This window comes from Bermanella marisrubri (assembly GCF_012295615.1).
Taxonomy (GTDB): Bacteria; Pseudomonadota; Gammaproteobacteria; order Pseudomonadales; family Oceanobacteraceae; genus Bermanella; species Bermanella marisrubri.
In genome coordinates this window covers 416,567-437,911 of record NZ_CP051183.1, presented here as the reverse complement: position 1 = coordinate 437,911, position 21,345 = coordinate 416,567, and the positions used below count along the sequence as shown (strand labels likewise).

Sequence of the window (21,345 nt, the reverse complement as noted above, 5' to 3'; positions counted from 1 at the left end):
ATTTATCCCTATCTTTAGCTAAGCTTAAATACGGTATAGGTCAAATAAGCCCTACTCTAATCAGGTTCCAATGAGCATCGACGATAATAGAGCACCTACAGCAACGACCAGCCAGCATACCTCCGTCATCCGTAAGCAGGTCGTAGTCGCGATTAGCACTCTGTTAGCGGTGAGTCTGTTGCTCATTAGTCTTAGTTATGTGCAAAGCTATGCGCTCAATGGAGTGCGGGTGTTCACCAAAGGTGAAGGTACATGGGCAAAAGCTCAAAAGGACGCCATTTTTTATCTTCAAAGATTCGCGAGCTTTGGTTCTGATCACGACTATCAGATGTTTTTATCTGCGCTAGAGGTAACGTTTGGCGATAAACAAGCACGCCTGGCTTTGCTGCAAACGCCACCCGACAGAGCAACGGCCAGCAAAGGCTTTCTAATCGGCCTCAATGATCCTGAGGATATTGAGACCATGATCGGTTTTTTTCTACATTTCAAAAATTTCTATCACGTAAAAAAGGCAACAGCTTTTTGGGAGAAGGCGGATACAAGCATCGAAGAACTACAGCGTTTAGGTAAGAGAATCAAAGCACAGCGAAAGGTTAATCCCACAAGTATTGACCGAAAACAATTACTGGAGCTAGACCGCCTCAATGCAGAACTCACCTCCTACGAAAACGCGTTTTCTAACACACTCGGTGAGGGTGCTCGATGGGTAAAAGATACGACGGATCAAGTATCTATTATCGCCATTGCTTTCAGTATTCTATTCCTCGTTTTTTATCTAAGAAGTATTCTAGCGCACATTAGTCAAACCGAATCCGAACTCAGGCTCAGTGAGAAACGCTTCAACAGCCTGTATGACTCAGGCCTATTAAGCATCATAGAATGGAATGAGAACGGATTAATCACCGATGCCAACGCAAATTTCTTACATCTTTTTGGATTTGATTCAGTCGACATAAGCAACAGAACTCTACAATGGCAAAGTCTGATTCCCCAAGACCAAAGAAAAGTTCTAAAGGAAATCGCAGACAACATTAAATATGGCCGAGGAAACAAGCTGCACTCCATTGAACTTTTTCATAGGACAGGAGAAAGGCTCTCGGTCTATCTAGGTGGTATTCCCTACGACAGCAGCGCTAGCGCCGGATTATTTTTTGCTCTTGATCAAACCCAGAAGCATCAGGCAGAACGTCAATTGAAATTAGCGGCTAGTGTGCTTGATAGCAGCCATGATGGTATTTTAATTTTAGATAAGGATTTGCATGTAATTAGCACCAATCACGCACTGTGTGAACTCACTCATATGAGTGCCAAAAGAATCATTGGTAGCACGTTCTCGTTTTACCACGACTCTGTCGCTACGGAAACCAAAAGCGCGATTCGCAATGCCCTGACTCACCAACTAAATTGGCAAGGGGATACTGAAATAAAGACCTATAGTCAAAAAATCATTCCCGTTCGGCTGAGTATTAGCCATGTTGGAGAACTGGAATCAACAATTGTAGTAATAATTACAGATATCAGTGATCGCAAAGCCCTAGAAAATCGACTTCAGCAGATGGCCCATCATGATGCTTTAACGGGCTTAGCTAATCGCACTCTATTCGAAAATCAACTGAATCAAGCAATTTCTAGGGCCGACCGGCAAAACAAAAAAGTTGCGTTATTATTTATTGATCTTGATCGGTTTAAACCAATAAACGATGAATATGGACATGAAATGGGTGACAAATTACTGCGAATCGTTGCTGAAAGATTGGAGTCACGTACACGAGAGCACGATACCGTAGCACGTATTGGTGGTGATGAGTTTGTTATGATCATAGAAGATATTTCTGATATGAACAGTATTGAGAGTGTTGCCCAGCAGGTGGTCTCTTTACTTTGCTCTCCCATTGTCATAGACGGTATCGAAATTAGTGTTGGTTGTAGTATCGGAATTAGCCTCTATCCCGACCATGGCACGTCATCCATTGAACTCACCCGTAGTGCTGATATCGCCATGTATGCTGCAAAAAGCCAATCAGAAAAACGCTTTTATATTTTCACTCATCCACCTGAACTTTAAGATCTCAACAACATTGATTCACTGATATAATCAAGTGCTAACACATTAATTCAATGAGGTATAAGTGGAAGGGTTCATCCTATCTGAGCACAGCTTTGATCGTGACGAGCAGCTGGTTCTGCGCTATTGGCTAAAAACTCAAAGCGGACCCATCTTTATTGAATTTCCTCAGCATGAGGCTGTTGTATTTTGCCGCCAATCAGATGTGAAAAAACTACCAACATGGCTTGGCCATCGACATTCGAATTTAGCCCTAAAGCATTTTGATGATTCGCCCATCGCTGCGATTTATTGTTCCAGTTTAAAAATACTAAATGCTGTTCGTCGCTATGCTCAACAAAATGGCATCACTCTATGGGAGGATGACATCAAACCAACGAGTCGCTTCTTAATGGAGCGTTCCATTAAAGGCGGTCTCTATTTTGATGAGCAACATACTGCTTTGGAATACAAAAACCCACGAATTCAACCCTACAATTTTATTCCCAACTTCTCTTACATTAGTTTTGATATCGAAACCACTATGCCCACGCGCAAGGTGTCAGAAAAACTTTTGAGTATTGCGTTCGTTTATGAAGATAGTAGCGAGCGTAAAGAAATGGTTTATATGCTGGGCGATCCAAGTAGTAGCACGCAACAACTAATATTTTTTAAAAATATACGAAGTCTATTAATTGCAAGTAATCAACTTATCAGTGAATGGGATCCTGATCTTCTTTTAGGCTGGAATGTTGTTAACTTTGATGTCAGTGTTCTACATCGACTTTATCGTGAGCATGGATTAGAAATGCTTTGGGGTCGCCAACAGTCATCACTTAATATTAGGCAGGGTCAAAACGGATTTAATTTTGTTGACATACCCGGTCGATGCATTCTCGATGGGATCGACTCACTTAAAAATGCCAGCTATCACTTCGAAAGCTTCGCATTAGACTTTGTCGCTCATCAGCTACTAGATAAAGGCAAAATCATTGAAGGCTTTGATGGTGATATGTCTGATCGAGGTCATGCTATAACAGAGCTGTTTCACCACAATAAAGCGGCTCTGGCTCAATACAATATTAATGACTGTCAACTGGTTATTGATGTCTTTAAAGAAACTCAACTGATTGATTATTTAGTAAAACGTAGTTTCCTAACCGGTCATCGCTTAGACCGAGTTGGTGGCAGTGTTGCTGCGTTTGAATTTCTATATTTACCCAAATTGCATCGAGCAGGCTACATAGCGCCAAACTTAGGTGAGGGCTTTGATGGTTTTAAAGCACCAGGTGGCTTGGTATTAGATAGTAAACCAGGTTTATATAAAGATGTATTAGTTTTGGATTTTAAAAGCCTATACCCCAGTATTATTCGTACCTTTAAAATTGACCCTTTAGGATTGATTGAGGGATTAAAAGCGCAACAAGAAGGACATAGCGAGGATTGTATTGCTGGTTTTCACGATGCTTTTTTTCATCGCGAAAAGCACTTTCTTCCTAACATCATCACCCAATTATGGGCAGAGCGTGATCTTGCGAAAAAACGTAATGATGCTGCGCAAAGCTATGCTATCAAAATCATCATGAACAGTTTCTATGGCATATTAGGTAGCACCGGATGCCGCTTTTTTGATGCGCGATTAGCAAGTTCTATTACTGAACGCGGACATTCAATCATCAACCAAAGTGCCACCTGGATAGAGCAGCAAGGCTTCCAAGTGATATATGGTGACACCGATAGCGTATTCGTAAGCCTACATACTGGGAATGGAAACATCATAGATGTAGATCATTCGATTGCGCAGCAAATCGGTAATCAGTTGAGTGACGGGTTAAATCAGTATTGGCGGCATAAGCTACAACACGAATTTGGTCTAGATAGTCATTTAGAGATTGAATTCGAAAATCACTATGGTGATTTTCTTATGCCAACTATTCGCGGAAGTGATAAAGGTAGTAAGAAACGCTACGCCGGTTTATTGAGTTCAGGCGAATTGGTATTTAAAGGGTTAGAAGCTGTAAGGAGTGACTGGACTGAGTTAGCAAAACACATACAAAAAGAACTGTATCGTTTAGTGTTTGAAGGCAAGGACTACCATGTTTTCATTCAATCCACAGTACAGGAATTACTACAAGGAAAATGGGATCATGCGTTGGTTTATAAGAAGCGTATTCGCAAACCGTTAAACCACTATAAGAAAAACATACCACCGCAAATTCAAGCCGCCATAGCAGCAGAGCCTATCTACCAAAAACGCAATCAAATAAATCCGTATGAAAATGGTGGTTGGATTCGCTATGTAATTACCCAGCAAGGCCCAATGGCGTTAGAGTGTGCAAACAATTTACCATTGGACTATGAACATTACGTAGATAAGCAAATTGCTCCTGTGGTCGATAGCATTCTTTATTTTTTAGATGAGCGATTCGAGCAAATCCGTAGCCCACAACAGGATATCTTTGGTGAGTTTTAGCTAAAAGACGCTGGGTCGATCCACTTACCAAGTGAACGTCGATCAATAATCAAACCGTCTTTATGATCAATATAACGAAACACTACCATGTCGCCGAGCTCCACACCCAGATCAGTCGTGTCCGATTCGTAACGGTATTCATTGCCATCAATAGTGAGGTAGTGACGATAGTATTCTGGTTTACCTACCCATTCGATAAATGGTCCTTCGGTTTTAACGGTTTCCAGTGTGCCTTTACCCTGCTGTTTTTGGATTTTATTGCGACGAAAACCACCACGGGCCATAAGTTTCTCCAGTTATTTTGACTGATTTGAATGGGAGGCGCATTCTACCTACTTCAAGCGTTGCTTTATAGTCTAGTCTTGGATGTATCAAAAAGAGAGTTTTTCACATGGAAATCCGACACATTTTGCTGCATACACCACTCCTGGTGGAGCCAATCATTAAAAACCTCGAAGAGGGTGCAGATTTCGCGCAGTTGGCTCAAGAACATAGCGCCTGCCCAAGTGCCAAAGATGGCGGTAAACTCGGCAATATGTCAGAGCAAGACTTTCCAGCAGAAATAAAAGAGGCGCTAGAATCCGCGCCTCTTGGTACCGTGGTTGGTCCAATTGAAACCCACCACGGTATTCACATCTTAAGAAAAGACAATCGAAGTTAAACTATCCAATTTACTTTTCTAGTTCATCGAGATAGCGCTCAGCATCAAGAGCAGCCATACAACCAGTTCCCGCGGATGTAATTGCTTGACGGTAAACGTGATCCATTACATCACCGGCTGCATACACACCCTCTTTACTGGTCAATGTCGCATTACCATGTGAGCCACTTTGCACTTTGATGTAACCATTTTCCATATCTAGTTGACCTTGGAAAATATCAGTATTTGGGATATGGCCGATTGCAACAAACACACCCGCCAGCTCAATTTCCTGCTTTTCGCCAGTCTGGTTGTTTTTCAAGCGCACACCTGTCACGCCCATCTCGTCACCGAGAACTTCATCAAGCTCGTTAAACCAATGAATTTCAACATTACCGTTTTTGGCTTTCTCAAGCAGCTTGTCCGCTAATATCTTCTCTGAACGGAAGCTGTCACGACGGTGAATAACATGAACTTTGGCAGCAATGTTCGATAGATAAAGTGCTTCTTCTACAGCTGTGTTACCTCCACCGATGACACAAACTTCTTTACCTTTATAGAAGAAACCATCACAGGTGGCACACGCAGACACACCTTTACCTTTAAACGCCTCTTCACTTTCCAGACCTAGGTATTGAGCGCTCGCCCCAGTCGCGATAATCAATGCATCACAGGTATAGGTACCTTGATCACCCGTCAAGGTATAGGGTTTCTTGGATAAATCGACGTTATTAATATGGTCGAATAACACTTCCGTATTGAAGCGCTCTGCGTGAGCCTGCATACGCTGCATTAGCTCGGGACCCTGCAGACCATCAACATCGCCAGGCCAGTTGTCCACATCGGTCGTGGTCGTTAACTGACCGCCCATTTGCATACCCGTGATCACAACTGGATTCAGATTCGCGCGAGCCGCATAAACTGCCGCTGTATAACCAGCCGGACCTGAACCCAAGATGAGTAATTTGATGTGACGTGTGGACATGTCGTCTCCTAATTCAAACTAAATAGCCAGTAATATTAAAATTGTCGCGCACTATAGCAAAAACCACCGCGTCGGCCTATTGCACTATAGGGTCTGAAAGACAGTGTTGCTCATAATATTTTTCTATATATTTAGTAGCCAAACGCTATTGATCAAAATGAAGCCATTCTAGGTAGCCTTCGAGGAACAAAAGTACCGGCAATAATTACAATCTGTCACGAAGACACAAAAAGCTTAATAATCAATGACTTATAAGGCTATTTCGAGCCTAACCAAAAACCGACAAAAATCTTTCGTTGCCAGTTTGCGAAGCAAGTACCACTCTTTGACTACGTCATAATCGTTTCTTAGAAACACCGTTTCAGGACACCAGACATGTCTCAATACGAAGCCAAATCTCGCCTAGGCTCACTACTAAAAAGCAAAGGGTTAATCACTCAAACTCAGCTAGATGCCGCACTGCAATTACAGATCACCTCAGGTATGCGCTTGGGTGAGGTGCTGATTGACCAAGGCATACTAACCGACAAACAATTGAATAAAGCTTTGAAGAAGCAGTCACGTCACCGTTTCTTCGCTGGCGTCATGGCCGTAATCTTAGGTCCGCTAAGCATGGGCGCCTATGCCAATACGCAAAGCAGTGATTCATTACAAGATGGTGCTTATTCAAGTCAGGAAGCCGATCAATACAAGGGATTAAAAGCGCTAGATGACGATGGACTTGCCGCAATCAGTGGCCAAGGCATCAGCCATCCAGAATCAGCATTTAACCAGCTGCTCGAACGAGCACAGGGTGGCGATCCAGAAGCGCAAGACGAGCTGGATAAATTAGGGGCGATTGGCGAACTGGCTCAGGTTTTGAACCCGCTCGCCAGCATGCTGGATGCCGATGTCAGTGTGAAAGGTGTAAAATACAACAAAACCAGCAAACAAGTTATCAATGAAGATGGCTCAATTGAGTTGGCACTACCTTCAGAAATTGAAGAAATTGCTTTTCGTAATATGCGCGTAGCGGGCTCAGCAAACGGCGGCAGCTTTGGCGACGTCATTATTTCTAATGTGAAGCTCAGCGACCAATCCAGCATTCGTATTCGACCACACTAAGTGTTCAAAAATCACCCAAAACGACTGTTTTAAATTAGTCGAATTTTTTTCTTGCGCTTCGAAGGAAAGCTCGGTTGAATGGAGATGTGGTTTCCATCCGAGCCGAAGGGTCAATGATGAAGCCAAACAGTTAGTAGTCGTTTAGCCTATATGTTATTGGCCGATGGTTCGCACAAAGGAGTGCTGAATGCCAAACCGTCGTCGTACTAAAGCTTACGTAATCGATACCAACGTCCTCATCCACGATCCCACTGCCATCTACAAATTCGAAGAACATCATGTCGTCATACCCATGACGGTGTTAGAAGAACTGGATAAACTTAAACTCAGTAAATCAGGCGTTTCCCTTGAATGTCGACAAGCCATTCGCAATATCGACAGTGTGTTAGGTGAAGCCTCCCCTGAAGAAATCAGCGAAGGTATCGCTCTTCCCTCTGCAACTAAACAACACGGTCACTTGAGCATTTTAATGGACAAGCCCGTGCAACAAAGCACATTGCTGCCCAATGATCTGAACGACAATAAAATCATCAACAGCCTCATCTTCCTTCAACAGCAACGCCCTAAAACTCAAATCATATTAGTGACGAAAGACATCAATATGCGCCTAAAGGCTCGTGGCTGCGGCATCGCCGCTGAGGACTATCACAATACCCAATTGGTAAGCGATATTGAGTCTCTCACCCAAGGGTTTCATAAATACCCAGGCAGCTTTTGGGAGACAATAGAGAAAGTCGACACTCAGCATGAGCCAGGGCGCACCGTCCATCGCATTGCGCGTCAATCTATGGACCAAGAAGTCTTCACCAACCAGTATATTTTGGATGACCAAAACTTTATTGCGCGCGTTATAGAAGTGGACGATCAACACATAAAACTATGGGATAAAAGCAAAGATGGTCTCATGCAAAACGAAGCTTGGGGGTTAGTACCAAGGGATATATATCAAGCCGCCGCTCTGGATCTACTGCTGGACGAAGACATTGATCTCGTCACCCTCACTGGCAGCGCAGGTTCAGGTAAAACCATTTTGGCTTTAGCTGCAGCAATCGAAATGACCGTTGCGCAAAATCGCTTCAATCGGATTATAGCCACACGTAGTATTCGAGGTTTAGATGAAGACATTGGTTTCTTACCTGGTACGGAGACAGAAAAAATGGAGCCTTGGCTGGGTGCCATAACCGACAACCTTGAAGCGCTTCATATGGACGACGAGAATACCCATGGTTCTATCGACTACATACTGCAAAAAGTCCCACTACAATTTAAGTCACTGAACTACATTCGCGGTCGCAGCTTCCAAAAAAGTCTCATCATCATTGACGAAAGCCAAAACCTCACACCGCATCAAATGAAAACCATTATTACCCGTGCGGGTGCTGGTTCTAAAGTTGTTTGCCTAGGTAATCTTGCTCAAATCGATACGCCTTATCTCAATGCCACCAGTTCGGGGCTAACTTATTTGAATGAACGCTTTAAAGGATTCTCCTTAGGAGGCAGTATTGAATTACAGGGTGTACCAAGATCCGCGCTAGCTGAATATGCAGAAAGTCACCTGTAGAGTGTTTTGTATAGTCCTTTAACGCCACGACGCTTAAAGCCGGTTATTTTTTATAAGTGATTTGACTAATAACCGGTCCTTTCCTAATTTTAAAGGAGGCTTAGCAAAAGGATGTCGCCATGAAATCAGGGCTTCCCAAGATCGCTTCTATGGTCTTTGCTTTGGGGGCAGCATTTGTCTCTCCCCTTACATTGGCTGCCGAAGGTGATCCGATTATTTACGAACTATCGGTTTCTACCGATAGTGATTGGACCAGTATTAAAATCCGTGACGATGCCGAATGGGTTAATGCTCCTCCCGGTAAAACCATCAGCTTAAACGGTCGTGACGGTGTGAAAGCCATGACGATCTCACCAAAAAAGGTTTACTTGCGTGCAGCGGGCCGTGACGAGATCACCATGAATTTATTTGTAGAATCAAAGAATTCGGTCCTAGGACTGGAATTATGTAAAGGTCGCTCCTCAAGCTATGTGTGGATAAGCTCCGAGCAAAGCGTTCAGAAAAACGACACCAAAGAGCGTGAGTATTGTTCGAAATATGCTTTAGTTCTTAAGCTTCACTAACGAATCAAAAATTGAGACATAAAAAAACCAGCTTAGGCTGGTTTTTTTATGTCTCGATTTAATGACCCTATTCTATGCCGTGGGCGTGATATTCTTGACCACTCTTGCAGTAAAATAAACTAAGCCGTCTTTCAGGTCAGATACTTCAATTTGATTTTGTCCAAAAGGCGACAACTTCACAGAACTAATGGCAATGCCTTGAGCGCTTATTAAATTGCGATCCACATCATTAAAGTGAGGGTGCATAAAAGCAAAGCTTTGACGCTCATTGTCCCGCTCAAGGGTGACGATCAATTGAGGGTCAGCAAGCTCATTACCACGATGGTAATTCACATAGCTTACATCGAAGGAGCTATCGAACTGAAAAAGAACCTGTGCGCTTTGCTGATTGCTTAAACTCATAATCTACAACCTAATTAATGAAACCTCATAATTAATGTTTAGTCCGGTTTTTAGCGCTTTGCAAAGAGATGGCAATTATTATTTAACAAATAATTAAAGCCGCTAGACTTATAGCAAAAGCACCTAAATCACTACAATCAGTAACTTGCTTTTTAACAAAAGTAAGCTCAAATTTAAGCTGAGAAAAGGGTCTATTCAGCCATATTGCAATCCATTAAGCTGTTAGATACGTAAACGAGTGAAAGTTTGATCACCTAAGGTTGGAAGGGATAATGAAAATCCAAGTCGCTATTAGCTCCTGTCTTCTCGGAGAGGAAGTTCGCTATAACGGCGGACACAAACGCTCTCGATATATTGAGTCAGTGCTTTCTGAATATTTTAGCTTCACCCCTATTTGTCCAGAAGTCGGCATCGGCATGGGTACGCCAAGACCGCCTATTCATCTCATCACGACCTCTGGTAATAATGAAGAAGGTATCGAAGCTGCTCAAGTAGACGACCACAGCAAACGCTTTACCCAGCAACTGAAAGACTATGCGAAACAACAAGCCGACCAGATTAAAGACGTTCGTGGTTATATCTTCATGCAAAAAAGCCCTAGCTGCGGCTATACCAAGGTAAAGCTATACCATGAAAACGGAAATCCTTTAGATACAGCTCAAGGTATCTATGCCGCCGAGATCGAACGCCTACTACCGTTAATTCCAAAAGAAGAGGCTGGTCGTTTGAGCGACCCCATGCTTCGCGAAAACTTTATTACTCGTGTTATGGCCTATAATGATTGGAAAGAAAACGTTGAAGCAGACCTAAGTAAAAAAGCACTTATGGATTTCCATACGCGTCATAAGTATTTACTAATGGCCCACCATATTCCTAGTTATCAGAACCTTGGCAGATTGATGGCAGACCTTAAAGCTAAACCTCTACAACAAATCGCTGATGAATACATCATGGAGTTTATGTCAGCCATCAAGCATGTTGCCAATCGTAAAAAGAACACCAATGTGCTTCAGCACTTGCAAGGCTATGTAAAGCAACATCTTACATCTCAAGAGCGCCAAGAAATGACCAACGTCATTCATCAGTATCGCCAAGGAATTATCCCGCTTGTGGCCCCCCTAACTTTGCTTAACCATCACATTCAAAAACACACAGAACAGGATGGTTATTTATTGCAGCAAAAGTACTTAAACCCACACCCCTATGAATTGGGATTGCGCAACGCCATTTAAATCCCTAGGCATAGTGTCTTTACTTCAAGACACTATGCGGACTCCTTTCAATATTTAGGCTGTAATACGTATACTTAAGCGAGACCAAAGCGTTTTTTAAATCCGTTGCTAGGTATTTCAATCCTTTCTTTGATAAAGTGCGTAAAGCCTTTTTAACGAATAACAATTTATAATGGGGTTTACCATGCAGCGAAGGATGCTCGCGACGTTACTACTGGCTTCCAGCCTGCCACTGCAAACGGCATACGCTCAGGAAGAGACAAACAAAACAACCGCACAAAAAGATGAAGACGTGGCTGAACTCAATGCGGTTCAGGTTCAAGGGGCTGAAGTTTCTGGTCCTGAGATTACCACTGAAAAACTACTTAAAGTGCCTGGCGCAGGCAATGATCCCCTAAAAGCCATCGAAGCGCTGCCCGGTGTTGTATTAGGCGGCTTTGGTCCTTTCAGTATTCCCGCTATTCGAGGCTCCAGCCCAAGGGACAATATCTACATCACTGACTTCATTCCGGTAGGCTATGTGTTTCATAACGATGGCAATAGTACCTATAACGCCAACCTCGTGGAAAACTTTTCACTCAAGGCTGGTGCCTGGGGGCCAGAATACAGTAACGCTATTGGTGCCGTACTAGCGACAAAATTGCGCGACCCATACCGAGAACCCTTAACCACCACTCTTGATCTAAGTTTTTTGCGCGCAGGGGCCATGATTGAAGGAGCCCTGAGTGAAGACAGTGCGTTTTACTTATCCTATCGTCGCAGCTTGCTTGAGTTTTATGTGGAAAGCTTTATTGACGAAGATGAACTCACTTTTACCGAAGTTCCACGCAACAGTGACTATCAATTTAAATACCACTGGCAACCCACCGCCACTACCAATGTACGACTTATTGCTACTGGTGCAGAAGACTCCGTGGGTATTGAGTTCGGACCAGAAAACGACGCTTTGGAAACTGAGCCTGCACTAGCCGGTGGTTTAGACGCTGACACCTATTATCATAGCCAAGGTATTCTCGTAGATACCTTGTTTGATAATGGCACCAGCTCAATGTTTTCCTTGAGCCGTAAGGAAGAAAAAACCGATTTTGTAGTGGGCACATTATTCGACTTGGATGCAGTGAATTACGAATATCGCTTTAAAAACTACTACAACACGCCGTTAGATAATGGTGATACGCTGCGCTATGGATTTGACTTAAGCCAAACCGATATCGACTATACAGCCGCTGGTTTATATTCTCCTTGTAATGATGAAATAGGTGAGACATGTGACCCTGCATCATTGGGTGAGCCATTTGGACCATTGGGAGAGGTTTTAACAATCAATGGAGCTTATAGCTTTATCGCCTACGATTGGTTTGCTACGCCTTTGTGGGAAATCACTTTGGGTCTTGGTAATAGTTATAATGATTTCAACGAACAAAATATTGTCCAACCGCGTTTATCAACTCGCTATGAGCTTAACCCTGCATGGACGTTGACCGCAGCAGTCGGTCGCCATAGTCAATTTATTCGTGAGTTCCGCTTTATTGCCGATGAGTTAGGTAACCCAGAACTCGAACAGCCGGATGCTATGCACTATGTTGTGGGTTTCGAACACGAAATTGATGAGTCATTAAGCAGCAAGTTAGAAGTCTATTACAAAGATATTGATAAACTAGTAGCGACTAACCCTGCCTATACTTACGACCCCAACAATACTAATAATCCTGAGCAACCTTATCTTAATGAAGCAACCGGCGAGGCCTATGGTATTGAATTTTTGCTCAACAAAAACTTAACAGACAAATGGTATGGCTGGTTTAGCCTTGCGTATAGCCAAACTAAACGTACTAACGAGATCACAGGTAAAGAAATCGATTTCGAATTAGACCGCCCTTGGATTGTCAATTTAGTTGCCAGCTATCAAAAGGACGAACGCACGACTTATGGTTTTAAATGGCGTTACCAAAGCGGGAGTTTGATCACGCCAGTAGAGGGAGCAATTCCATTTGATGAAGACGGTAATGTTATTGCAGGAAACCCAGATCCTGAAACGGTTTATATTTATGATCCTATCGAAGGCGAACCCAACTCTGAACGCCTACCGGCATACCATCGCTTAGACTTCCGCATGGATTACAAATTATCGGCTCGTAGTGATTTCTATTTCGAAATTATCAATCTTTATAACCGAGCCAACGTCAGCGATTACTCTTACAACAAGGATTATAGCGAGCGCGAAAAGGTGGAATCCCTACCAACTATTTTCTCGGTGGGCGCTAAACTCGTTTTCTAGTCAAACTGGAAAGCTCATTTTCAACAATTAAAAAAGGCCCTTGTGTATCAATATGTACAAGGGCCTTTTTTGATCGTACCGATAGCAGAATTTTTTATCGTTTTACCCAAGCCTGAATGCGTTTATCCATGCTCAAACGCAATAAGCGCAAGCCTTCATTCATAACCTTGTAGTGAGCGTCGATTATCGCCGTCGCTAGGGTATAAAACTCATCCGCTGTTGTAACTATATCTCCGCCACTTAATAAATCATTATTAAGTAATTGTGTTAAACGCTCTAGCTTTGGTTCGCACAATAATGCGTCGATGAGTGATGAGGTTATATCGAGCGCTTCTTTGCTCAAACGCTGGGCCTGCTGCTTTACTGTAACCTGCTGCTTTAACATCTGATTCAGTAAAAATTGCAAACGCATTTCAATATCTTTATTCAACTGCCCTGTGACGGCGGTTGATGTACCTAACGCGCGGATTTGACCCAAAAGTTCAATGAACCAAGGTAGATCATGAAACACATAATGACCCAGAGCTTGATATTGAAAGTGTGTCTCAATAAGTGTTTCAGCCGACTCTCCCAAATCCGCAATATACAGCAGAACCAGTTTGACTAGATGACTATGGAGTTCGAAATTTTCAATCACCTCATCTTGATGCCACTGCTGGTGCACAGTACGCCATGCCATTTTTATTTCCTGCCACTGCTCTTCCCTGGCTAGCTCCTCCAAATTATCTTGCTGACGCTCCAGCTCTTTCATCCGAGCATTAATTTCTCGGGATAAAGGTGACGTTTTACTTTCAAAAAACGGGTTGCCTGCCAATGCGGCGTTTGTCGCCGCGCGATGCTGCTGGATTACCCTAACCAGTTCATATAAAGCTTTTATTAGATCTAAAGCCTTAAGCCTAAGTTGCTGGTTGTGGTGCAACTGGGCCAGTGATTCAGCTTGTTGATTTACGCTGTTCATAGGTTGCTTCACAATAGTGCTCAAATCTGTATTCATAAGCTGTTACAGCAAGGGCTGTACCAAGATGATCAAGTCGTCAGGAATTGCGCTCAGGCTGCGTAAGATGGCGCTTAAGAAGCCATAACGATAAAACCATATAAGTTGAGATGGCACTATTTTTGTGCAATCGGATGTGTCTATGCCCAGAATGTTTGATGCTCAAAGTGGCGTATATGGACTTATGAGCAAAAGTGGTGCACAAAAAAGCGCACCCAAAGGTGCGCTAAAAGGGAGACAAGCTCGAAGGCTTGTAATCTGTGACCCTAAATAGGGCTCATTAGAACTGGTAGTTAGCCTGTAGTGCTAAGCCGAATACATCGATTTCGTATTCGCCAGTAACGCTGGCTTTGCTATCTGTAGGAGTATTATCGTTCTGCTTGTTGATTTCAGATAGGTCCATTGGGTACATAAACAAGTAACCCGCCGCCAAATCAAAGGATAGGTTTTGATCTACCTTATAGCCTGCACCAAAGGTTAACCATTGACGATCTGAAGACGGTACACGAGCGGTACGGAATTCATCACGCACCGGTGATTCATCATACGCGTAACCAGCACGTAGTTTAATTTGATCGTTTAGCTGATAGGTTGCACCTACTGCTACAGCCCAAACGTCAACCCAACGTTCGTCGATATGACCGATATACCCAGCGTCTAAACCAGTTACACCATCGCCATAAGAAATATCAGAAATATCAAGGCCATCAGCCTGATTCGGTGTTGCACGCTCAGTAGCGATCACATCGAAGTTTTGGAAAGATGACCAACCAGTCCAAGTCGCGCCCGCTTGCAGCAATAATTTGTCTGTTGCTTGGTGAGTAACAGAAAGCGTCAATGACTCAGGAGTTGTTAGAGGTACTTTAGATGCTTGTGGCTGAACAGGAACTGGTGTGACTGTATCGTCAAATGGATCCGCTGCTGTGCCATTGTTGTTATAAAGTGCAAACGTATTGTCACGGAAAGTACTGTCGCCCTCTAGGTCTACATCAATTTCAGAGCGGTAAGTAACACCTAGGTTAGTTTTTTCAGATAGTTGATAATGCAAAGCAATGTTCCAGCCTACACCCCAGTCGTCGCCTGTTACTTCATAAAAACCCTCAAAACCTTGGTACTCTGGGTTACCAAGAACCACGCCACTCCCAATATTATCATTAACTGCTTGATTATATGGCACAGAGTCGACGGATTTCGACAGCGTACCTTCCATGTAAATAATATCTAAACCACCACCAATGCTTAATTGATCGTTGATTTTATAGGCAATACTTGGCTGAAGCTCTAAACTAATTAGCGATGTTTCATCAGCAAAACCACCACCCACAAAGTTTTCATCGTAATTTGTTTCAGTACCGAAAGGCGTGTAAACACCCAGACCAACAGCTAGCTTGTCGCTGATTGGATTTGCGTAATAGAAGAATGGGATGAATTTTTCGCCAAGGAAGTTACCACCATCATTAAAAGGATCGCTGTCGTTAGCGCCTGTGATTTGATTGCCGGCCACATCAGTACCGTTACCTTCGAACTCACCATAACCATTAATGTAAGTGAAACCGCCACTGATTTGTGCTTTATCTAGTTGCGTCATAGCCGCAGGGTTGTAGAAAACAACAGATGCGTCTTCTGCCATAGCAGCGCGGCCTGCGTGAGCGGTACCCATACCAGCTGCACTTTGTTCGTTAATTTTATAGCCAGAAGCCATTGAAACCGCTGGGGCAACTGCCGCCGCGATAATCGCTGATCTTAGTAGATTTTTTGTGCTGATCACGATATTTACCTTATATTTGTTAACACGCTTTTTTACCGCTACTGGTACTTATCAGGGCAACAACACCTGAGGTTTGCAAAGCACCAATAACCCAGAAATGACCCTGTTATTTTTGTTTTTAGCGGGATTTCGATGTAGTCGAAGTATGCCAGTGGTCTTTATACGCCACCATAGCAATATCGTTAAAAACACATTGTTCTACGATTTTTTATGCTATTACTGTATATAAAATAGCCAACAAAAGTACGTTTGTACCAATAAAAAGACTGGCAAACTCGCTTTGATTGTTCCAAAATAGCAACAGTCAAATGATATTGTCGGGGATTTCCCATGGAACAATTCGATCTCAACGAAATTGCCATCTTTGTAAAAGTGGTCGATGCAGGCAGCTTTACCGGTGCTGCTAAGTCATTAGGCTTACCTAAATCCACGGTAAGCAGAAAGATCACACAACTAGAAGAACGCTTAGGCGTTCGTTTGTTGCAGCGTACTACCCGTACCCTGAGCCTAACCGATACTGGCAGCGCCTATTACAATCAGTGCTCACGCATAATAGGTGATGTAGAAGAAGCCAACATTGCAGTGACAGAAATGCAAAGCAAACCAAAAGGTCTGCTGCGTATTACCGCTCCTATGTTATTTGGTTCTCGTGTATTGAGTGACATGGTTTCTGAGTTCTTACAAAAGAACCCCGAGATTCAAGTAGAAATGATGTTAACCGATCAACAGTTAGACCTAATTCAGGAAGGCATCGACGTGGCGTTCCGTGTGGGCCATCTAGCGGACTCATCTCTAATTGCTCGACCATTAGGTGAAATCAAAACCATTGTCTGTGCCAGCCCGGAATATATCAAGAAGCACGGTAGCCCCAACCACCCAAGTGAACTCATTAATCACAGTACTCTTGGTTGGAGCCCTAAAGGCAATTGGGAATTTGATTCACCGGAACAGTTTAGCGCTGAAATCAATCCTCGAGTTCGTGTAAACGATATTCTCAGTATGCGAATGCTGGCCATCAATGGTGTGGGTATCGCGCGTCTACCTACATTCTTATGCGCAGAAGATATTAATGAAGGACGCTTGAATCCAGTGCTTTGCGATTGGAGTTATAGCGGTGTACCAATCCACGCTCTATATGCCAGCAATCGACACCTTAGCGTTAAAGTTCGTACGTTCGTTGATTTCATTGTGGATGGTCTTAGGCAGAGCCAGCCTTGGGCCGTTGAGTTTGATCAGTTTATTAACTGCAGCGCTTTGCATAAGTAAACAGAAAATCGCCTTCTAGAAACGTCAGCGCCTTACATATCCTCTACAATATTGAGGAGCTTAAGGCGCTGTTCTTTATTCAACTTCACCTTATCGCTGGACAAGAATCCACCCAGTTCTTTTACCACCCCTTTAAATTGCTCATCCAAACGTAAACCGCTACTGAAAACATTGTTGGTCTTATTGATGCCATAATTCATAATTTCTTCGAGGGCCTTTTCTTGATCCTCATGTAAGCCTAGGTTCTGAATGACCATATTAATTCGGTCGGACATATCTTCGACAACATCTGCGATCTCTTTCACAACACCCTGATAGCCTTCATCAATGTCCTCCATCATAGATTGCATGCGTTTTGATAGAGCCTTCATTAATTGTTGCTGGTCTGTAACTTGAGAGATATTTTCTAATGCTTTCAAGCGTGCATCGGCGCCTTGCAACAAGGAGAAGATATTGTCTTTTACCGCACCATACTTTTTATCGTCATCGACTGGCATGTTTTTTACCAATAACGACACCTGTTCGTAATTCATCACACTGCGTTTACCGAAATCCACATAGCGACCGTTATTGCGAAGCTCCCATAGTAAAGTTGCTTCTAAATCCTTAGACATACCTGAAGGGTCCATATTCTTAACACCAAGTTCACTGCGTAATTGCAAACTGGCCTTAAGACCATAACTGCCCACGGCTTGCAACAAGCGCATACCCAGTTCGTCCATGTTATTACAGGTATGTACATCAAGTAGGAATTGAATATTGATACCGAGATCAGAGGTATCAGACATGGCAATAAAGGCCAGTTCGTTGGCCTGTATTACCTGAGCTTGCAGCTGTTCGTTGGCGATACGGTTGAATATTAACTTTTCACAGCGTAAAGCGATCTCGTCATCACTGGCACTCCGATGAATATAGTCATCACAACCCAGCTCAAATGCTTTTACTCGGCTGCTTTCCATATCATCACCAAATAGAACAGCGATGGGGACGTGCTCCAGTTCTGAACGACTGCGAATGCTCTCAATCAGATCGAGGCGCTCATAACCAGTTTGCCTAAAGTCCATAAGCAATAGAGTACAATCTGAGCCTACCTCAGACAGGAGTTTTTCACCGTCCGTAGACCGATGTACAGGGTATTGTTTTCCTAATGTTTCACTAAGAAACCCAGATTCGGAACTCAATATATAAATGGCGTGCTTTACATCCATGGTATCTAAACCTTTTCCTCTTAAATAAGGTTTAGTCGAAATCCCAGAATTATCAACAAAGTTAACATTGCACTCAAAGTCCAGTTACTCAGAACCTGGTTGCTTATAGAATGCCCACTTCCTTGGCTTTTAATATCGCTTGGGTGCGGCTTTTTACATCTAATTTACCGTTGATTCTCCGAGCGTGTGTTTTAACCGTATGTAGGCTTATGAATAATCTCTCTGCTATTTCTTGGTTACTTAAGCCTTCAGCAATTAATTTTAAAACCGCCATTTCCCGCTGACTTAAAACTAAGCGCATTTTGGCGAACTCTTTATTCGGACTGGCATCCTCCGTGAGCTCAATATTTTTTAATATCGCTTGAACAAATGGCTTGTGTTTGTATTGATCTGGTAATTGTTGATACAGCTGCCCCATCCCAGCACTGTATTCAATGAAAGGCATAATGCATTCATCTGGCTCGGCCATCGTCAAAGCTTTACGGAAATCATGCAACGCATCGTCTTCGTGACCCAGTTGATAACGAAGAAGCGCACGCATCAAATAAATAAACAGAAGAGTAAAGCCATGTTGCTCGAGCTTTCCAGACTCAAGAGTTTGATCAAGCAACCTCAGCGCATCTTTGTGCTGCCCTGCAATCGACTTAGCACGGACATAAAAGATATCTAATAGACCTTTTAATGCTGGGAAATGTTCCGGGGTTAAAAGGTAGGGAGCGAGCTCGGCTTGTTGATACAAGTCTTTAATATTGGACAAAGCAACATCGACCTTACCTTGATCAATTAGAAGGTTACAACGAACCGTCGATAACCATGGCATATATATAAAGCTTGGTATATTCCAGCGCTGCATTTGCGCTTCGGCTTCAGCTAGATAATCAAAAGCTTTCTCGATATCGCCACTCTGTCTAAACAACTGACTTTTCAACACAAACGCCATAATGACATAACTGTCATGGGTCGCTTTGCATACACCAAGACCTTTAAGCAGTAACTGTCTTGCCTGCGCAGTTTGGTTTTGCAGCAATAACATATAGCCTTTATAGATAAGCAGTCGTCCATAAGCCGGCGCCATCATACGGTTATCCAAACGATGGCTTAAGTGCAAACCTTCGTCCAACAGCTTAATGGCAAGATTTAAGTTACCTTTTACTTGCTCTAAACGGGCATGTTCGTGAATTGCGAGCATTTCTAGATGAATACTGCCAGCGGCGCGAGCAGTCTCAAACGACAAGCGGTTGTATTTTCTGGCATCAACTAGCGACTGTTGTGTCATACATACATTCGATAAATTGAAATAAGTAACCGCACGCGCAACAAAGTTTCGCTTTGGTAGCTTTTCTAACGCTTGATGAGCCAACGAAGCGGCATTATCAATGTTACCGCGACAGCGCGCAATATAGGCTCGAATTGCAAATAGCTGGCCTGATATTTCATCGGTCATGGTGCCAGGAACACCTTCGATCCTCGCCATCTGAGCCATTAATCGCTCGGAGTCATCTAACTGCAACGCAAGTGCTAATGACCAGCTAAAAATAATGACCAGCCGAGGTGACGCGATAATCACGTCATCTGGGATTTGTCGACGCCACTCTAAAAGTTGAGCTATATCTTGATCTTCTAAAATCGACTCGGCGGTTTGCTGCAAAAGACTGGCAGCTTTGAGTTTGTCTTCGGCTTTTAATGCCATTTCAACGGCGGCCACTTGAAACCCGTTGTCATGTAACCAGTCGCATGCTTGCTGATAAACCGTCTTTACTGATTCTAATCCTTGCCATTGTAAATAAGCTTGCAACATGGGATGTAAACATACCCATGTTTGATAAATGGCAACTGGCATAACCAGCTTATGGCTATTTAGTAAATTCGTCAGTTCATCCTGGATAGCATCGTCTTGATATGCAGCCAATAAGTATTCCGGACTGACCTCTTTAAGCAACGCTATCTGTCTGCACAATTCATACTGGGAATTGCTAAGATGCGGACGCCATTGCTCATGAAAATACTCTTGCATTAGTGTATTTGGACGTGACAGATCAATCTCTTCAAATTGGTCATACAGTGCTTTCAACATGGTCAAGCCAACTGGCCAACCTTGACTTATTGAATGAAACTGTTCTTGCTCGCTACGGTTAAGGCGTACCAACTGTGCTTGCTCAAACCACAATTGCATTTCGTCACTCGTAAACGCCAACTCATTTTCTGTAATCTCTACCACGCCATTGGTATGGCGAAGTTTAGATAAGCTAAACGGCAAACAAACTCGAGATAAAAGATAGAGTCTTAAGTTTTCGGGAGTATAAAGCACCAAAGTCTCTATCCAATCTAGCACTTTTTCGTTGCGGATTTCGTGGCAGTCATCTAACACAAGATGAATTTTGCGCTGTAGTTGTGCTATGGCATCGACAATATTTAAAAACACAGCTTCGCAATCTTCACCGCCTAATAGTTTTTCAAGCGCCTGATTAAAAATCTGATCATCTACACCATGCAAACAGGCTAAAAGATAAGTGAGAAACCGACGTTCATCGTTTTCTTTTGCATCCAGTGAAAGCCAAGCTACCGATTCTTGAATATGTTTTTTGCTGAACATATATTCAGAAAACATCAAACTCTTACCATATCCAGCAGCGGCATAGACTAAAACCACATTGCTTTCTTGACTATCAAGATACTGAATTAATGAAGTGCGCTTTACATGAGCAAGGGGAAGGCTTGGCAGCTGCATCTTCATTGCCAGCACTTTTAGATCAAATTGCTCGAGGGTTTTCACCACAGAATGCTCAATCGTGACCACAAATACGCCTGTTTATTCTTATTAGTGGGA

The 21,345-nt window shown here is 43.1% G+C and carries 16 protein-coding genes; 9 read left to right on the top strand and 7 right to left on the bottom strand.

The genetic code is table 11. From position 1 onward, the window contains the following. Positions 1–70: 70 nt before the first annotated feature. Together HF888_RS01970 and HF888_RS01965 are read left to right on the top strand one after the other, a co-directional pair. Entirely contained in the window at positions 71–2,065 is a 1,995-nt protein-coding gene (locus tag HF888_RS01970) for a diguanylate cyclase domain-containing protein (RefSeq protein WP_007017937.1), read from the top strand. A gap of 64 nt (positions 2,066–2,129) precedes the next feature. Continuing rightward, on the top strand, positions 2,130–4,517 hold the full coding sequence (locus tag HF888_RS01965) for a DNA polymerase II (RefSeq protein ID WP_007017936.1): 2,388 nt from the start codon (positions 2,130–2,132) through the stop codon (positions 4,515–4,517). Here the strand turns inward: HF888_RS01965 and HF888_RS01960 are convergent. Further along, positions 4,514–4,801 carry a hypothetical protein gene (locus HF888_RS01960; RefSeq protein ID WP_007017935.1) on the bottom strand — a complete coding sequence of 96 codons (288 nt, stop codon included), beginning with the start codon at positions 4,799–4,801 and terminating at the stop codon, positions 4,514–4,516. The two genes, HF888_RS01965 and HF888_RS01960, sit on opposite strands and share 4 nt — an antisense overlap. A gap of 107 nt (positions 4,802–4,908) precedes the next feature. Between HF888_RS01960 and HF888_RS01955 the strand changes: the two genes are divergently transcribed. Continuing rightward, positions 4,909–5,178 carry a peptidylprolyl isomerase gene (locus tag HF888_RS01955; RefSeq protein WP_007017934.1) on the top strand — a complete coding sequence of 90 codons (270 nt, stop codon included), beginning with the start codon at positions 4,909–4,911 and terminating at the stop codon, positions 5,176–5,178. Positions 5,179–5,188: 10 nt separating this feature from the next. Here the strand turns inward: HF888_RS01955 and trxB are convergent, their stop codons facing one another. Then, positions 5,189–6,142, bottom strand: coding sequence for a thioredoxin-disulfide reductase (gene trxB, locus HF888_RS01950; RefSeq protein WP_007017933.1), 954 nt, complete (start codon positions 6,140–6,142; stop codon positions 5,189–5,191). Positions 6,143–6,517: 375 nt separating this feature from the next. Here trxB and HF888_RS01945 point away from each other — a divergent pair, with 375 nt between their 5' ends. The 3 genes from HF888_RS01945 (at position 6,518) to HF888_RS01935 (ending at position 9,370) form a co-directional block, all read left to right on the top strand. Next, the gene (locus HF888_RS01945; protein ID WP_007017932.1) at positions 6,518–7,246 is read left to right on the top strand and encodes a cyclic di-GMP-binding domain-containing protein, MshE-related; all 729 of its coding nucleotides are present in this window, start codon (positions 6,518–6,520) and stop codon (positions 7,244–7,246) included. 187 nt (positions 7,247–7,433) lie between these two features. Beyond that, the gene (locus HF888_RS01940) at positions 7,434–8,807 is read left to right on the top strand and encodes a PhoH family protein (RefSeq protein WP_007017931.1); all 1,374 of its coding nucleotides are present in this window, start codon (positions 7,434–7,436) and stop codon (positions 8,805–8,807) included. A 119-nt stretch (positions 8,808–8,926) separates the two neighbouring features. After that, the gene (locus tag HF888_RS01935; RefSeq protein WP_007017930.1) at positions 8,927–9,370 is read left to right on the top strand and encodes a hypothetical protein; all 444 of its coding nucleotides are present in this window, start codon (positions 8,927–8,929) and stop codon (positions 9,368–9,370) included. 72 nt (positions 9,371–9,442) lie between these two features. On the opposite strand, the gene HF888_RS01930 is transcribed toward HF888_RS01935, so the two are convergent. Continuing rightward, positions 9,443–9,772: a hypothetical protein gene (locus HF888_RS01930; protein ID WP_007017929.1), complete on the bottom strand. Its 330-nt coding sequence runs from the start codon at positions 9,770–9,772 to the stop codon at positions 9,443–9,445. A 272-nt stretch (positions 9,773–10,044) separates the two neighbouring features. On the opposite strand from HF888_RS01930, the gene HF888_RS01925 reads away from it, so the two are divergent. After that, positions 10,045–11,004 carry a YbgA family protein gene (locus HF888_RS01925; RefSeq protein ID WP_007017928.1) on the top strand — a complete coding sequence of 320 codons (960 nt, stop codon included), beginning with the start codon at positions 10,045–10,047 and terminating at the stop codon, positions 11,002–11,004. A 184-nt stretch (positions 11,005–11,188) separates the two neighbouring features. Then, complete coding sequence (locus HF888_RS01920; RefSeq protein ID WP_007017927.1) at positions 11,189–13,282, top strand: TonB-dependent receptor plug domain-containing protein; 2,094 nt, start codon at positions 11,189–11,191, stop codon at positions 13,280–13,282. A 94-nt stretch (positions 13,283–13,376) separates the two neighbouring features. Here the strand turns inward: HF888_RS01920 and HF888_RS01915 are convergent, their stop codons facing one another. Both HF888_RS01915 and HF888_RS01910 read right to left on the bottom strand, forming a co-directional pair. After that, a complete protein-coding gene (locus HF888_RS01915; RefSeq protein ID WP_007017926.1) occupies positions 13,377–14,276 on the bottom strand; it encodes a hypothetical protein in 900 nt (299 codons plus the stop codon). Positions 14,277–14,556: 280 nt separating this feature from the next. Then, positions 14,557–16,044, bottom strand: coding sequence for an OmpP1/FadL family transporter (locus HF888_RS01910; RefSeq protein WP_007017925.1), 1,488 nt, complete (start codon positions 16,042–16,044; stop codon positions 14,557–14,559). Positions 16,045–16,374: 330 nt separating this feature from the next. Between HF888_RS01910 and HF888_RS01905 the strand changes: the two genes are divergently transcribed. Continuing rightward, the gene (locus tag HF888_RS01905) at positions 16,375–17,310 is read left to right on the top strand and encodes a LysR family transcriptional regulator (RefSeq protein WP_007017924.1); all 936 of its coding nucleotides are present in this window, start codon (positions 16,375–16,377) and stop codon (positions 17,308–17,310) included. Between the two features lie 32 nt (positions 17,311–17,342). On the opposite strand, the gene HF888_RS01900 is transcribed toward HF888_RS01905, so the two are convergent. Both HF888_RS01900 and HF888_RS01895 read right to left on the bottom strand, forming a co-directional pair. Next, the gene (locus HF888_RS01900; RefSeq protein WP_007017923.1) at positions 17,343–18,518 is read right to left on the bottom strand and encodes a PleD family two-component system response regulator; all 1,176 of its coding nucleotides are present in this window, start codon (positions 18,516–18,518) and stop codon (positions 17,343–17,345) included. A gap of 103 nt (positions 18,519–18,621) precedes the next feature. Further along, entirely contained in the window at positions 18,622–21,315 is a 2,694-nt protein-coding gene (locus HF888_RS01895) for a LuxR C-terminal-related transcriptional regulator (RefSeq protein ID WP_007017922.1), read from the bottom strand. Between the last annotated feature and the right edge of the window lie 30 nt (positions 21,316–21,345).